Below are 13,274 nucleotides of genomic sequence, written 5' to 3' on the forward strand. Positions count from 1 at the left end.
ACGTCATGTTGTTCAAAAACTTACTAGCTTTACTTATATTGCTGTTTCAAAAATAGTCAAAATGGATAAAAAAAGATGTTCTTGGTGTGGATCGGACCCACTTTATATGGCATATCATGATGAAGAATGGGGTGTTCCCGTTAAAGAGGATGCTTCATTGTTCGAATTTCTCCTTTTAGAAACTTTTCAAGCAGGTTTGAGTTGGATTACAATTCTTCGAAAACGTGAAAACTTCAGAAAAGCTTTTGACAATTTTGACTACAAAAAAATTGCCCACTACGATCAAGAAAAAATAGCCTCATTATTACAAGACGCGGGAATTATTCGAAATAAATTAAAAGTAAATTCGGCCGTAAGCAATGCCATTGCATTCCAAAAAATTCAAGACGAATTCGGTAGTTTCAGCAAGTATATTTGGAATTTTGTTGACGAAAAGCCTGTTCAAAACAAACTTACATCACTTACAAATGCTCCTGCCAACACTCCTTTAAGCGATGTTATTAGCAAAGACTTGAAGAAACGCGGATTTAAATTTGTAGGTTCAACCGTTGTGTATGCCTTTATGCAAGCCACCGGAATGGTAAATGACCACTTGATAACTTGTTTTCGATACCAGGAAGTTTAGTCAAGCTTTACAACCGCAAGGTATTCGTTGTTTGCGTGTGCAATATTTAAAGCCTTTAGCGTTTGTCTATATCTATGCTTAAGGGTTGCATCTAAAGGTTTTTGAAGTTTAAACAACTGTTCAAACCACTTTTTCGCCTTCTTGTACTCGTTTTTAAAATAATAGGCATTGGCTAATTCTTTATAAATACGAGGAGTTCCGTATCCTTCCATGGCTAATTGTTCGTAAACCTTAACAATATCAACATCTTTATTGACATCAATTTTTGAACTTTTAGTCGTTTGCGCTAAAGAACTAAATGAAATAAAAAGTAACAGTAGACAGATAAGCTGGGGGAGCTTTTTCATAAATAGTATTTTACATTGGAAAGCAAATGTAGGAAAATTCTTATTGATATGGAAATTTCTTACGTTTACTGTTTTTAATTAGGCTTGTTTCACAAAAAAACGAAAAAACTTGGAGATTAATCTATAGACTATGTTAAAATAAAAAGAAAACATAAATTTAGTCACCAAATCTATTCAAAAGCGCTAAAAACTGGTCTCTAGAAACCTCCTCAGCCCCAAGGCTTTCTAAATGAGCGGTATACACCTGACAGTCTATTACGTGGTATTCTTTTTGTCTAAGTTTCGATACCAAATGACAAAACCCAACTTTAGAGGCATCGCTTTGTTTGCTAAACATACTTTCGCCACAAAAAACCTTTTTTTCTTTTAAATCAATGCCGTACAGTCCGCCTACCAAGGCACCGTCTTTCCACACCTCAACAGAAATTGCAATTCCTTGATTGTGTAATTGAATGTAGGCTTCTTGCATTTCGGCTGTAATCCAAGTTCCATTTTGTCCGTTTCTTTTTGCGGTGGCACAGTTATGTATTACTTCGGAAAAAGCAGTATTATAGGTTACTGTAAATACATTTTTAGTAATTGTTTTCTGAAGGCTTTTCGAAACCTTTAACTGCTCAGGATATAATATCATTCTTGGATCTGGACTCCACCATAAAATAGGTTGATCGTCTTCATACCAAGGGAAAATTCCGGAGTTATAAGCTAGCAGTAACCGCTTTGTAGATAAATCGCCTCCTATGGCTAACAACCCATCATCATCTGCTTTGGAAGGTTCTGGAAAGGCAAGAGCTGAAGACAAGTAAAACACTTATATAATATGGTGTTAGCAGTTAATTTTTAAAATAAAAAGGCTGTCTATAGTTGTACTTATAATCTATTTGTAGAATCGAGCGAAGTCGAGACCTATGCAACAGTTAGGAACTGTGCTCAAACGGACATAAAAACGTACTATACAGACAGCCTTTCGTTTACTGTTTTATAGATTTAAAACGGTAAATCGTCGTGATCTTCTTCGTTTAAATTGCTCGCTGGCTCAAAAGCATCAACTGGAGGCATTGGAGGCATTCCAGCGCTATTAGCAGATTGATCAATATTTTCGATTCTCCAACCTGTAATAGAGTTGAAATATTTAGTTTCACCTTGAGGGTTTACCCACTCACGGCCTCTAATATTGATACTTACTTTTACGTTTTGTCCAACTTGGTATGAATTTAACAAATCTGTTTTATCTTGAACAAACTCAATAAGAATATGCTGTGGGTATTGTTCTTCGGTAGTAATTACCAGCTCTCTCTTTCTAAAACCATTGTTTCCAAACGTTTTAGTTTCATCTATCATTTTAATTTTTCCTTGTAAATCCATCTTATTCGTTTCTATAATTATTTATTTTTTTACTAAAAGTTTCCATGCTTCGGAAACATTTCCGTTACAAAGCTGCTGTTGTGCTAAAATATGTATTTCTTCCGAAGCATTTACAAAAGTGTTTGCTTCTTCAGGCAAATTTTCAACATTCGCCAACATTCCTAAATCATTTCCTGTTAATATCGCACTGTTTTTAATCGCTTCAGGTAAAGCATCTACACCAATACCAAGCGTTGTAAGAGGTTTTGGCACTTCAAACATTCCTTCTTTGGCACGATTGTACCAATTCCCACCCATTCTAGCTACCGTATCAATTTTTACAGGATCAATTTTTCCTTCGGAATCTAAAATAGTTTCATCTATATGTAACTGAACAACCTCGCAAATAACAAGGTTTCCTGCACCTCCATTGTCCCCAAGAGAAATCACTTCATTTACTTTACATTCAAATTGAACAGGAGATTCTGCCACGCGGGGTGGTTTTACTGCTACTGAAGCTGCTTCAGTAAACCCAGCTTTTTCAAACTCATTAACTCCTTTGGCATATTCTGTAGAAGACAAAGACATTTGTTGCACCATGGCATAACTTACAATGTTTATAACAACCTCTTTGTTAATAAGTACATTTTCTAGGGTGTGTTTTGTAGTATTATCACGAACTCTTCTCGCAGGAGAAAAAATTAGAATGGGCGGATTAGCACTAAACACATTAAAGAAGCTAAAAGGCGATAAATTTACATTGCCTTCAGCATCAACAGTACTTGCAAATGCAATAGGACGAGGAGCTATGGCGCCTAAAAGGTACCCGTGCAATTGCCCTGTAGATATGTCTTTCGGATTAATTGATTTCATGGATTACAAAAGTAGCCAAACTATAAAGTTTCTAAAAATTTGTGTACACAATAATATTAACATATTTGCATTATATTTATCCACTAAGGTTTTAACCCCACCGTATAAAATTAATGAAGGTTAAAATCGGAAATCGCTTTTCTGTATGCAAAACAATACTACACTTACCCGTTGGGTATTTATTTTTTCTTCACTTTGTATTATTGGACTTATTTTATGGAATACATATTCATTTTTTAATCAACTAAAAGAAAACGAACGAACCAAAATGCAGATTTGGGCTACCGCTCAGACCGAACTTCAGAACGACGATAAGGATGCTGTAATTAGCGACACTTCATTAGAAGTAATTAAAGCGAACACCACAACTCCTATGCTGGTATATAGTCATCGGGAACAAATTTACACCGAGCGAAATTTGGACAAAAGAGATGTAAATACGCCTGAAAAAATTGAAAATCTCGTAGTGCAATTTAAGTCTGAATACAAGCCTATTGAGATAAAATATAATGATGAATTATTAGCAACTATTTACTACGGAAACTCTCCCATTATTAAAAAGCTAAAGTATTATCCTGCTGTATTAATTTTAATAATCTTCTTATTTATTGCTGCAATTTATCTTTTTTATAAGACTTCTAAATCGGCCGAACAAAACAAATTGTGGGCTGGAATGGCAAAAGAAACTGCACATCAAATTGGAACACCTTTATCCTCGCTTGTAGGTTGGACCGAAATTTTTAAAACGGAAAATATAAATCAAGAATACATCGTCGAAATGGAAAAAGACATTCACCGTCTGGAAACCATTACAGAACGATTTTCGAAAATTGGATCGATCCCAAAACTTGAAAAAACAGATTTAATTGCTGAAACAAAAGCTACTTTTGACTATCTTAAAAGGCGTAGTTCTAAATTAATCAAGTTTGAATTAGACGTTCCTGATGATGAAATTTACGTAAAACTGAATTCTCAATTGTATAGTTGGACCATAGAAAATATGGTAAAGAATGGCATTGATGCAATGAGAGGGAAGGGAACCATTACCGTCTCCATTGAAACAAATGCAAAATACGCAATGGTTCGCATAAGTGATACGGGAAAAGGAATAGCCAAACGAGATTTTAAAAAAATATTTCGTCCTGGCTACACAAGTAAAAAGAGAGGTTGGGGACTCGGTTTGTCCCTCTCTAAACGAATTATATCTGAATACCATAACGGTAAAATACGCGTGTTAAAAAGTAGCCCAGAAACTGGAACTACTATGGAAATAGCATTACAATTTAATAAATTGACATGAATACCATAGAACAAATACTACATATCGCAAAGCTAAAAAACAATTGCCCTGTATGTTATGCTACAGATGGTTTAGAGATTTCGTTTATCCAAGAAGAACACGAAAATAAATATTACAACAAAATAAAAAAGGAAGTTTCAGAAACCCTGTATTGTCATAGTTGTAAAAATATTATTTATCCTGTAAACTGGAATGAAGATATTGAACGTGTGTATCAATATCATAAAAAACAAGCAAAACCAAAAAGTGCACAAATACAATTAAAACCTATTACGTATTCAGTCGTAATTGGCATTCTACTCGTTCTTTTTGTGGTTTTTTATGTAGCTAGCCTATAGCGTATTTCTAAGCCATGTTTTTTTGAATTGCCGTAGCCAAAGCTATAAATTCTTCTGAAGACATAGCAACTTTGTGAGAAAAAGTCATTTCTTTCATCTCATTTAACGGAATTAAATGAACGTGAACATGTGGCACTTCCAATCCAACAACTGCAACTCCTACTCGTTTACAAGCAACCGTTTTTTCCAAAGCGATGGCAACCTTTCTAGAAAACTTCATCAGTTTTATATAAGTTTCTTCATCTAGGTCGAAAATTTTATCCACCTCGACTTTAGGAACACATAATGTATGTCCTTTCGCATTTGGATTGATGTCTAAAAAAGCTATAAAATGTTCGTCCTCTGCTACTTTGTAACAAGGAATTTTACCTTCAATTATTTGTGTAAAAATAGACACCATTTAGTCTCTTGTAATTTCTAAAATTTCAAAATTTATAACTCCGTTTGGGATTTGTATTTCGGCTACATCCCCTACTTTCTTACCAAGCAATCCTTTTCCGATAGGTGAATCTACTGAAATTTTTCCAGTTTTTAAATCGGCTTCACTTTGCGCCACCAATTTATAATTCATTTCCATCCCGTTGGCTTGATTTTTAATCTTCACATTAGAATGCACTAAAATTTTAGAGGTATCTAAAACAGACTCATCTATTAAACGAGCATTGGCATATACTTCTTCCAATTTAGAAATGCGCATTTCTAGCATTCCTTGTGCCTCTTTTGCAGCATCATATTCTGCATTCTCACTTAAATCTCCTTTATCACGAGCTTCCGCAATTGCTTTAGAAGCATTCGGACGCTCCACATCTTTAAGCTGATTAAGTTCTTCTCTCAACTTTTTTAAACCTTCTGCTGTATAATAAGATACTTTACTCATAGTTTATTCGTTTTTGTTGTACAATGTCCTTTAAATACCACATTTTCAATTTAAAATGACGTCTGTCTCTATAAATACAAAAAATCCCATTGCGAGACGGGATTTCTTTTACACAAATATACTAAAAAATAACTTATTACATATTTTGTACTACTTTTGAACTTAAATTTTAGACCCCTAATGAAACGTATTATATTCTCCCTGTTTTTATCCTTAACACTTTTAAGCTGTAATAAAGATGATTCTCCTAACGACAACAATCCCTTCTTGTTAAGTCCGATTGTTAGCGTAAACTTAAACCTAAACTTACCGCAATACAATGACTTAAAATTTCCTGGAAATAGTATTGTTCTTCCCGGAGAAGGCATTCGAGGCATTGTGGTGTATTGTGTAAATTCTGAATTTTACACCGCCTTCGACCTAAGCGACCCAAATCATGTGCCTAGCTCTTGTTCGGGGATGACAATTTCTGGTATTGAAACCACGTGCCCTTGTACTTCAGATTCTAATAAATACGATATTGTTACAGGACAGCATAGATCCAATCCAGATTTATACCCTATGCAACAATATCGCTCTATTAGAACAGGTGACAATATTCAAATCACCAATTAAAATTTTACAGTAGCACCCACTAAAAAATTAATTTCAGCCTGCGGATAATAGCCTGCTCCTTCTATGGTCGTAACTTGTCCAGGAACGCTCCAGTCATCATCGTAGGTGTAGAAATATCCATTAGACACATACTTTGTGCTAAAGATGTTATTTACCAGTCCAGAGAATACTATTGATTGTACAACAGGCACATTGTCTAACGTATAGAAAATATTAAAGTCGTGGATAAAGTAACTCTCCAATTTTGAAGCATCGCTGTCAATATTTCCCATATATTGCTCGCCTACAAACTTTGATAGTAATGAAAACTGCAACTTGTTAATAGGACTGTATTCAATTCTATTTCCAGCCACAATTCCGGGAGAGAAAGAGGTATTTGTAGTTCCTAGATTTACCAAACCACCATCTCTAGCAGTCACAAAGTCTAAATTTTTATTCGTGCTTAAAGCAATGTTTGGAAACACACGTACTTGATTGGAAATACGCACTTCTGCATCCACTTCAAGTCCTAAACGATAACTTTTACCACTAGTAGCACGAATAGGCGCTCCTACATCATCTAGCGCTCCAGTAAGCACCAATTGATCTTTATAGTTCATATAAAAAAGGTTGGTATTTACTTTAACAGCTTCAGAAGCAGTTCGCCATCCTAATTCAAAATCGTCTAATTTTTCAGCCGTAAAAATGCCTTGTTCAAAATCGCTTTTACGAGGCTCTCTGTTTGCTTTTCCGTAGGAGAAATAAAACTGATTGGCATCGTTTAACTGAAATGAAGCCCCCGCTTTTGGGTTGAAAAAACTATACTTTTCACGAACTACTAACGGAAGTAAATCGGAGGTAATTCCGCTCGTTCTATAACTTACAAAACGTCCTTGAAGATCTCCAAATACACTCCATTGGTCATTTAAACGATAGGTCATTTTTCCGAAGACAGTGAATTCATTTTTATCTCCATTTCCACTATAATAACGGTCTCTAATCTCAGAACCTCCTGCATTTTGAGCCCAAATCACTTCTCCAAAATGATCCCCTCCGTAATAACTATAAAAAATTCCTCCCGTTACATCTACCCGAGTGTCTTTGTACGTTACGTTCGCATTGGCTGCGTAAAAGTTGTTGTTTAACCAACGACGACGTATTAAATCTGTAGTATTTATGGTTTCACCCCCTATTTCGATTGGCTCAAACCCGTAATCTTCAAAAGATTCGTCTTCTTTATATTGCTCAAAATACCCTCTTCCGTAGGTATAATTAAGTGCTAGATTGGTGCTCCATTTATTATTGAAACGTTGATTCCAAAGCAACTGATAATGATCTTGCGAATAGTGATCTACTTCTTGGTCGTAAAACTGATCGTTGCCATCGGCATCGGTATAAGCCCCTGAAGGATTATAGGTTCTGTCGTCTCGCAACTTTGTTGAATCAATTCCATTCCATGCTTGATACGTCTCTTCAGTTCCTCCAAAGGTGATGGCTTTAATTAAGGTGTTTTTTCCAACGTACGATCCTTGTAAGTAATACGATTTTAAATCACTTGTCGCTCTATCAATATACCCGTCTGACTGGATGGTAGACAACCGTCCCGCCAACTCGATGTGATCGCTTAACAATCCTGTGCTAAACTTTACATTGTGTTTGCGCGTGTTATACGAACCAATTGCATTTGAAATTTCGCCGTATGCCTTTTCTGAAACACCATCGGTAAGCATGTTTAAACTTGCTCCAAAAGCACCAGAACCGTTTGTTGACGTTCCAACACCACGTTGCAACTGCAAGCTTTGAACTGATGACGTAAAATCGGGTAAGTTTACAAAAAACGACCCCTGACTTTCGGCATCGTTAAACGGAATTCCGTTTAACGTAACATTTACTCGTGAAGCATCGCTACCACGCACACGAATGTATGTATACCCTACACCAGCACCTGCATCACTCGTGGTGACAACCGATGGTAAGTACGAAAGCATATAAGGAATGTCTTGCCCTAGGTTTCGCTTCTCAAGCTCTTCTTTTTCTAAATTTGAATGGGTAATGGGCGAATCTGCATCTACCCGAACTGATTGAATTAATACTTCCTCTAGTTTTTCTACGGAAGTAGAATCTTTAACTTTTTCTTGCGAATAGCCATTTGCTATTGCTGTTAAAACGGTAAGTGAAATGAATAATTTTTTCATTCGTAAATAATAATTACGAATAAAAGGGGCGTTATTCTTTGTTAAGGTTAAATAAATTGTTTGCTTCCGCAGATACGATATCATTGGTTCGCATGGTCTAAAAAAATATCTGAAAGACATTCTCTTAGACTTGGTTTCCTAAACAGCATTACCTGTTCAAGGTTCTATGGGTATAATCTCAGCTTTTTACGGCACCCCTTTGAGATGCCGCAAATATAACACAACTTTATTTTAATAGACATCCTTTTTTTATCAAAACCTTAATACTCGCCTGTTTTAATTGTGATTATTTTTGAAAGATGCAGCAACCAAAAAACAAACTTACCCTAAAAATCATCCTTAGCTATTTGGTAATCTTAGCGTTGGCTGTATTTGTAAGTGCTTTTATTTATTCTGAATACAAGGCGTATATTCAGAATGCTTCCGAAAATTCATTGGACCAAAAGTTTATTGAAACTGGAATGTTAATCAATTTGGTGTATGAAACGGATGGTTTTTCTCGCATTGCACTACTTACCGAAAAAGAAGAAGATTTTATAAAATACACCACGAAAGTGGATTCGCTTTACAATCAAATAGAAAACATTAAAAAACTCACCTCTAGTGCCTTTCAACTCAAACAATTGGATAGCGTAAAATCATTGTTGGAAGAAAAAACGCGAAACATAGAACAACTTCGTGTGTTAACGATTACCAGTAATAAAGATTCTTCGCTAGACGATATTCTGGATGAGATTAAAAAATTGGAAGAGACCATGGGAAAAAACTCCCTAGAAACCATGATTAAAAATCCTTCCATACTTTCTAAAAAAGAACGGAAAGTTTGGCAGTCGTATGTTGATTGGTTAAACGCAAGCACCCTCACCGACACCACAAAACTGAACACCAAAATGGTCGATTCTATGTTGGTCGCTTCGCGCTTTATTGTTTCTGAAGCTAAAAAAGAAAATTCGCGTATTCGGCAATCGTTGCAACAAAAAGAAAACGAATTGATTCGAAATGACCTTACCATTTCGGAACAATTACGTCAAATTATCGCAGCCTTAGATTTTGAAATTAGTAAAAACAACAATCTAGAGAAAGAACATCGCCTCGCCTCGATTCAACGCACTTCGTACACATTAAAGTTAGCGAGTATTGCAGCAGCGCTTATTATGCTATTGTTTACCTACCTTATTCTCACTGACTTTTTTAAGGCTGAAAAATTTAAAACCAATCTCGCTGAAGCCAAACAATATTCTGAAGATTTATTAAAAAGCAGGGAGCAACTCATTTCTACGGTGAGTCACGATTTAAAAACGCCACTAAATACAATTTTAGGCTATACAGAGCTCATTGAAGACACGCCTCTTTCAGAAAAACAACAACATTACAGCAGTCAAATTAGCACAAGCGCTACATTTATTTCGAAGTTGGTAAACGACTTGTTAGATTTTTCAAAACTGGAAGCTGGAAAACTCACTATTGATGCGATTCCCTTTTCGTTGGAAAATTGCATTAACGACATTGCAAAAGCTTCAGAAGACATGTACGCTCAAAAAAATGTGTCGCTTTTGGTATCTATATCTGAAACTGTTCAGAACACATTTTACATTGGCGATCCGCTTCGCATTCAGCAAATAATACACAACCTTGTTGGAAACGCCTTTAAATTCACGGAAGAAGGCACGATTGAAATTTCAGTAACAGAGCACAAACAAACTGCTGAAACTGCCGTGCTTCAAATTAGTGTAAAAGATACGGGGATTGGTATTTCAAAAGAAAAACAACAACTTATTTTTAAAGAATTTACGCAAGCGGAAGAAGACACCGCGCCTAAATATGGTGGCTACGGATTGGGACTAGCCATTTCAAAAAAACTTAGTCAGTTACTCAACGGAAGTCTTACCGTAACCAGTAAACTAGAAGAAGGAAGTACCTTTACCTTAGAACTTCCTTTGAAAAAATCGAATCGAATCATTCCTAAAAAACAAGTTTCAAAGCAACAGGGCTTTTCAAAAATAAAAGGATTAATTCTAGACGACGATGCTACAATGCTGGAACTTCTTGGCGAAGTTTTAGCGCTACTCAATGTTGAAACGGAATTATATACCACTTTTACAGAACTTCAGAAAAGAGCGACATCCGACTTCGATTTTATACTTACCGATATTCAAATGCCCGATATGGATGGATTTACAGTCCTAAAAAAAATACAACAAGGCACCCTTTCGGCTTATTCACAACAGCCTATAATTGCTATGACAGGAAATAGGGCTATTGAAAAGAAAGTATACCTTGAAAAAGGGTTTTCAAACATGCTTCTGAAACCCTTTAGTAAAGATCAACTCGCGAAGCTATTAAGCGAGTTATTTCCCTCTAAAATTGAAATTAAAGCTGAAAATTCTGAAATACTTCAATCACCCAAACATGCAAATGAAGAATATAGTCTAGCGTTGTTATCTTCTTTTGTTGGAGACAAAGCGGCCTTAAAAGAAATTTTAAGTGAGTATTTAAATCAAACAAAAAAGAATCGGATTGAACTAGAAGAAGCTTTTCAAACAAAAGACTTTGAAACGATTAATTCAATAGCACATAAAATGCTTACAATGAAGCGTCAAATTGAAGCAAAACACATCCTACCAATCCTAGAACGACTTGAAAAAGCAACTTCAGAAACAATTTCTGACAGTGAATTAAAAACGCTTTCAGAAACATTAAAAAAACACCTCAACAACCTTGTCACAGGACTTGAAAAGGAAATTTCTTAAAGCTCGATTTGATATTGTTCTAGTTTATTGTAAAGTGTTTTGCGGGTAATATTTAATAATTTTGCGGCGCGAGATTTGTTATTGCCGGCTTCTTTTAAAGCATTGATAATAAGTTGTTTTTCATTCGAATTTTTAGAAAAATCTTTCGGCGCTGCTTTCTTTTCAGAAGCTTCCATGACTTCTCTCGGAATCACATCCAACGGAATTAAACTTGAGTTGGTAAGCAGTACAGACCGTTTTATTACATTTTTGAGTTCTCGCAAATTTCCAGGCCACGCGTATCTTTTAAAAGCTTCTTCCACTTGCTTTGAGAGTCCGATCACGTTTTTTCCCAACGAAGCATTGGCTTGTTCTAAAAAATAATGTGTAAACAGAAATAGATCTTCGGTACGCTCACGAAGCGAAGGAATCTGAATCGAAAATTCATTCAAACGGTGGTACAAATCTTCTCTAAAATTTCCTTCCGAAACGGCTTTCACCAAATCTTCGTTGGTCGCCGTTACAATGCGAACATCCACTTCAATTTCTTTACTACTTCCAACCGGTTTAATTTTTCGTTCTTGAAGCGCACGTAACAATTGTATCTGGTTTTCGTACGAAAGATTTCCTACTTCATCTAGAAAAAGAGTTCCGAGATGTGCGGCTTCAAAATGTCCTTTTTTATCGGTAATGGCTCCTGTAAAACTTCCTTTAATGTGTCCGAAAAACTCACTTGCAGCAATCTCTTTCGGAATAGCACCGCAATCTACTGCTACAAAATTCTTGTCTTTACGATCACTAAAATTATGAATCGCATTGGCAGCAACCTCTTTTCCCGTTCCACTTTCACCTTGCAACAACACGTTCATTTGTGTAGGCCCCACCAATTTGAGATACTCATTAAACTTTTTAGAAACCCCACTATTTCCTGCTACAAAACCAGATTTTACCGTCTCTATTTCTTTCGCGGGTTGCTTTTTTTCTTCGGAAACATTTACGGGCACCTCTTTGTTTTCCGTTTCTAAAGCTTGCTCTATAATCATCACCAACTCTTCTGGGCGAAAGGGTTTTGATATATAATCTAACGCTCCTTTTTTAATAGCTTCTACGGCAGTTGAAACTTCTGCGTAGCCTGTCATTAAAATAGTTTGAGTTTTCTTGGCGTTTTTTCTTGAAAAATCTAGCAGTTCCAATCCCGAGCCATCTGGAAGTTGTAGATCGGTAATTAAAAGCTGATACTTTTGAGTTTCAATCTGAGTCTTCGCTTCTTCACTATTCGTGGCTATTTGAACCTCAAATTGACGACGCTCTAAAAAGTTAGCGATCATTTTTCCGAAGGCAATATCGTCTTCAACAATAAGAATTTTATTTTTCATAACTCCAGTGTGGTTCCGTAAAAATAAGGAGTATATACCTGTGAACTATTTAAAATTATCATAAAAAAAGGGAGCCCTATTGGGCTCCCTAAGAAGTATTGAATCTAATTACCTGTAGTGAACTACATTTTAATAAATTCCCCTTTACTGTTAAGATACACGGTTTGATTTGTGCTTTCTAAGTCAGTAGCATCACTACCAGCTGTAAGAACTAGTTTGTATACTCCTTTATCATTTTTGGCTGCGCTTGAAATCGTTGCTCCTTTGTAGGTTTTTTCTACGGAAGCTTTTACTTCTTGCGGTACGTCTGAAGCTTTTACGTCTTTAAAATCTTGAACATCATCAGCTGGTGCTTGAAGTGTCATTTCTTTTACAGGCGCTTCATTCATTGCGGTTGGTTGTTTCTTTTCTTGTGCATTTACAGCTGTTACAACTCCTAATGCGAATACTGAGGCTACAATTAACTTTTTCATTTTTTTTTGATTTTAAAATTTATAGTTTTCAATTTATTTCTGATTAGCTTATTGAAAAATTAGTGCCAAAGAAAATTAGTCGTCATCAAATCACACAAGTAGCTGATTTAAAGTACTTTTAAAGAATTTGTAGTATTGTGCCGAAAATATAGAAGTGTATAAAACAGAGTACAACTGTGTAAAATTTACACAGTTTGTGGATAGTA

General features: G+C 35.7%; 14 protein-coding genes. 5 read left to right on the plus strand and 9 right to left on the minus strand.

The features are described from left to right. The first annotated feature begins 61 nt into the window (after positions 1–61). Positions 62–625, plus strand: coding sequence for a DNA-3-methyladenine glycosylase I (locus BLQ00_RS02700; RefSeq protein WP_093140154.1), 564 nt, complete (start codon positions 62–64; stop codon positions 623–625). Here the strand turns inward: BLQ00_RS02700 and BLQ00_RS02705 are convergent. The 4 genes from BLQ00_RS02705 to BLQ00_RS02720 all read right to left on the minus strand — a co-directional run bounded on the left by BLQ00_RS02705 (position 622) and on the right by BLQ00_RS02720 (position 3,186). Further along, on the minus strand, positions 622–972 hold the full coding sequence (locus BLQ00_RS02705) for a hypothetical protein (RefSeq protein ID WP_093140157.1): 351 nt from the start codon (positions 970–972) through the stop codon (positions 622–624). The two genes, BLQ00_RS02700 and BLQ00_RS02705, sit on opposite strands and share 4 nt — an antisense overlap. Before the next feature lie 157 nt (positions 973–1,129). Next, positions 1,130–1,780 (minus strand): leucyl/phenylalanyl-tRNA--protein transferase, encoded by a 651-nt coding sequence (aat, locus tag BLQ00_RS02710; RefSeq protein WP_093140159.1) that lies wholly within the window; start codon positions 1,778–1,780, stop codon positions 1,130–1,132. 176 nt (positions 1,781–1,956) lie between these two features. Then, complete coding sequence (locus BLQ00_RS02715; RefSeq protein WP_093140162.1) at positions 1,957–2,334, minus strand: DUF3127 domain-containing protein; 378 nt, start codon at positions 2,332–2,334, stop codon at positions 1,957–1,959. Positions 2,335–2,355: 21 nt separating this feature from the next. Further along, positions 2,356–3,186 (minus strand): flavin reductase family protein, encoded by an 831-nt coding sequence (locus BLQ00_RS02720; protein ID WP_093140165.1) that lies wholly within the window; start codon positions 3,184–3,186, stop codon positions 2,356–2,358. Positions 3,187–3,331: 145 nt separating this feature from the next. On the opposite strand from BLQ00_RS02720, the gene BLQ00_RS02725 reads away from it, so the two are divergent. Both BLQ00_RS02725 and BLQ00_RS02730 read left to right on the plus strand, forming a co-directional pair. Beyond that, on the plus strand, positions 3,332–4,486 hold the full coding sequence (locus tag BLQ00_RS02725) for a sensor histidine kinase (protein WP_093140168.1): 1,155 nt from the start codon (positions 3,332–3,334) through the stop codon (positions 4,484–4,486). After that, complete coding sequence (locus BLQ00_RS02730; protein ID WP_093140170.1) at positions 4,483–4,824, plus strand: hypothetical protein; 342 nt, start codon at positions 4,483–4,485, stop codon at positions 4,822–4,824. The genes BLQ00_RS02725 and BLQ00_RS02730 overlap by 4 nt, the downstream gene beginning before the upstream one ends. A 7-nt stretch (positions 4,825–4,831) precedes the next feature. Here BLQ00_RS02730 and BLQ00_RS02735 read toward each other — a convergent pair whose 3' ends face one another. Continuing rightward, positions 4,832–5,224, minus strand: a complete 393-nt coding sequence (locus tag BLQ00_RS02735) for an HIT family protein (protein WP_093140173.1) — start codon at positions 5,222–5,224, stop codon at positions 4,832–4,834. Continuing rightward, positions 5,225–5,701: a transcription elongation factor GreA gene (greA, locus tag BLQ00_RS02740; protein WP_093140176.1), complete on the minus strand. Its 477-nt coding sequence runs from the start codon at positions 5,699–5,701 to the stop codon at positions 5,225–5,227. Positions 5,702–5,881: 180 nt separating this feature from the next. Between greA and BLQ00_RS02745 the strand changes: the two genes are divergently transcribed. Continuing rightward, positions 5,882–6,316, plus strand: a complete 435-nt coding sequence (locus BLQ00_RS02745) for a Rieske (2Fe-2S) protein (protein ID WP_093140178.1) — start codon at positions 5,882–5,884, stop codon at positions 6,314–6,316. Here the strand turns inward: BLQ00_RS02745 and BLQ00_RS02750 are convergent. After that, complete coding sequence (locus BLQ00_RS02750) at positions 6,313–8,490, minus strand: TonB-dependent receptor (RefSeq protein WP_175445402.1); 2,178 nt, start codon at positions 8,488–8,490, stop codon at positions 6,313–6,315. The two genes, BLQ00_RS02745 and BLQ00_RS02750, sit on opposite strands and share 4 nt — an antisense overlap. A 299-nt stretch (positions 8,491–8,789) precedes the next feature. Between BLQ00_RS02750 and BLQ00_RS02755 the strand changes: the two genes are divergently transcribed. Further along, complete coding sequence (locus BLQ00_RS02755) at positions 8,790–11,240, plus strand: hybrid sensor histidine kinase/response regulator (protein WP_093140184.1); 2,451 nt, start codon at positions 8,790–8,792, stop codon at positions 11,238–11,240. Here BLQ00_RS02755 and BLQ00_RS02760 read toward each other — a convergent pair. Together BLQ00_RS02760 and BLQ00_RS02765 are read right to left on the minus strand one after the other, a co-directional pair. Beyond that, the gene (locus tag BLQ00_RS02760; protein WP_093140186.1) at positions 11,237–12,595 is read right to left on the minus strand and encodes a sigma-54-dependent transcriptional regulator; all 1,359 of its coding nucleotides are present in this window, start codon (positions 12,593–12,595) and stop codon (positions 11,237–11,239) included. The two genes, BLQ00_RS02755 and BLQ00_RS02760, sit on opposite strands and share 4 nt — an antisense overlap. A 122-nt stretch (positions 12,596–12,717) precedes the next feature. Then, entirely contained in the window at positions 12,718–13,068 is a 351-nt protein-coding gene (locus BLQ00_RS02765) for a hypothetical protein (RefSeq protein ID WP_093140189.1), read from the minus strand. Positions 13,069–13,274 lie beyond the last annotated feature (206 nt).

Source organism: Ulvibacter litoralis, assembly GCF_900102055.1.
GTDB lineage: Bacteria > Bacteroidota > Bacteroidia > Flavobacteriales > Flavobacteriaceae > Ulvibacter > Ulvibacter litoralis.